This is a genomic window from Zoogloea sp. 1C4 (genome assembly GCF_009469605.1).
Taxonomy (GTDB): Bacteria; Pseudomonadota; Gammaproteobacteria; order Burkholderiales; family Rhodocyclaceae; genus Zoogloea; species Zoogloea oryzae.
This window is the reverse complement of the sequence record NZ_SSXU01000095.1, coordinates 1-1498: the sequence shown is the minus strand read 5'-3', so window position 1 is coordinate 1498 and position 1498 is coordinate 1. Positions and strand designations below refer to the sequence as shown.

At 55.8% G+C, this 1498-nt stretch carries 1 protein-coding gene and 1 pseudogene; one reads left to right on the top strand and one right to left on the bottom strand.

Annotated elements, in window-relative coordinates:
• On the top strand, positions 1-1342 hold a 1342-nt coding region (locus tag GH681_RS23005; RefSeq protein ID WP_153163822.1), incomplete at its 5' end, for an IS66 family transposase.
• Between the two features lie 31 nt (positions 1343-1373).
• Here GH681_RS23005 and GH681_RS23470 read toward each other — a convergent pair.
• Positions 1374-1498 (bottom strand): annotated as a pseudogene (locus tag GH681_RS23470) (UvrD-helicase domain-containing protein); the annotation flags it as partial.

Sequence of the window (1498 nt, the reverse complement as noted above, 5' to 3'; positions counted from 1 at the left end):
CCAGGAGCGAATCAGCGCACTTCAGGAAGAAATGGCGGAAACGCTGGATGAGCAATATGACCCGGTACTGCCATCCGCCCTGCGCCAGTCTTCAGCCCGTAAGCCGTTACCGGCCTCACTTCCCCGTGAAACCCGGGTCATCCGGCCGGAAGAGGAATGCTGCCCGGCCTGTGGTGGTGACCTCAGTCCTCTGGGGTGTGATGTGTCAGAGCAACTGGAGCTTATCAGCAGCGCCTTTAAGGTTATCGAAACACAACGTCCGAAACTGGCCTGTTGCCGGTGCGACCATATCGTGCAGGCAACAGTACCTTCAAAACCCATTGCACGCAGTTATGCCGGAGCGGGGCTTCTGGCCCATGTTGTTACCGGGAAATATGCAGACCATCTGCCGTTATACCGCCAGTCAGAAATATACCGTCGCCAGGGCGTGGAGCTGAGCCGCGCCACGCTGGGGCGCTGGACAGGTGCCGTTGCTGAACTGCTGGAGCCGCTGTATGACGTCCTGCGCCAGTATGTGCTGATGCCCGGTAAAGTCCATGCGGATGATATCCCCGTTCCGGTCCAGGAGCCGGGCAGTGGTAAAACAAGAACTGCCCGGCTGTGGGTCTATGTCCGTGATGACCGTAACGCCGGTTCACAGATGCCCCCGGCGGTCTGGTTCGCGTACAGCCCGGACCGGAAAGGTATCCATCCACAGAATCACCTGGCCGGTTACAGCGGTGTGCTTCAGGCAGATGCTTACGGTGGTTACCGGGCGTTATACGAATCCGGCAGAATAACGGAAGCCGCGTGTATGGCCCATGCCCGGAGAAAAATCCACGATGTGCATGCAAGAGTGCCAACCGACATCACCACGGAAGCCCTGCAGCGTATCGGTGAACTGTATGTCATCGAGGCAGAAGTCCGGGGATGTTCAGCAGAACAGCGTCTGGCAGCAAGAAAAGCCAGAGCGGCTCCACTGATGCAGTCACTGTATGACTGGATACAGGAACAGATGAAAACACTGTCGCGTCACTCGGATACGGCAAAAGCGTTCGCATACCTGCTGAAACAGTGGGAGGCCCTGAACGTGTACTGCAGTAATGGCTGGGTGGAAATCGACAACAACATCGCAGAGAACGCCTTACGGGGAGTGGCCGTAGGCCGGAAAAACTGGCTCTTCGCGGGTTCCGACAGCGGTGGCGAACATGCGGCGGTGTTGTACTCGCTGATCGGCACATGCCGTCTGAACAATGTGGAACCAGAAAAATGGCTGCGTTACGTCATTGAGCATATCCAGGATTGGCCGGCAAACCGGGTACGCGATCTGTTGCCCTGGAAAGTTGATCTGACCTCTCAGTAAATATCAATACGGTTCTGGCGAGCCGCTTACGTCTGAAGTGTTTTTCAAACTGTTGAAATATTTTGACTCCTCCTGAGGATCTGAAGGAGTAGATGGCCTGATCATCGTCTCCAACTATACTCGTATAGACTCCAGCTCTTGTATGCAATGCTATCC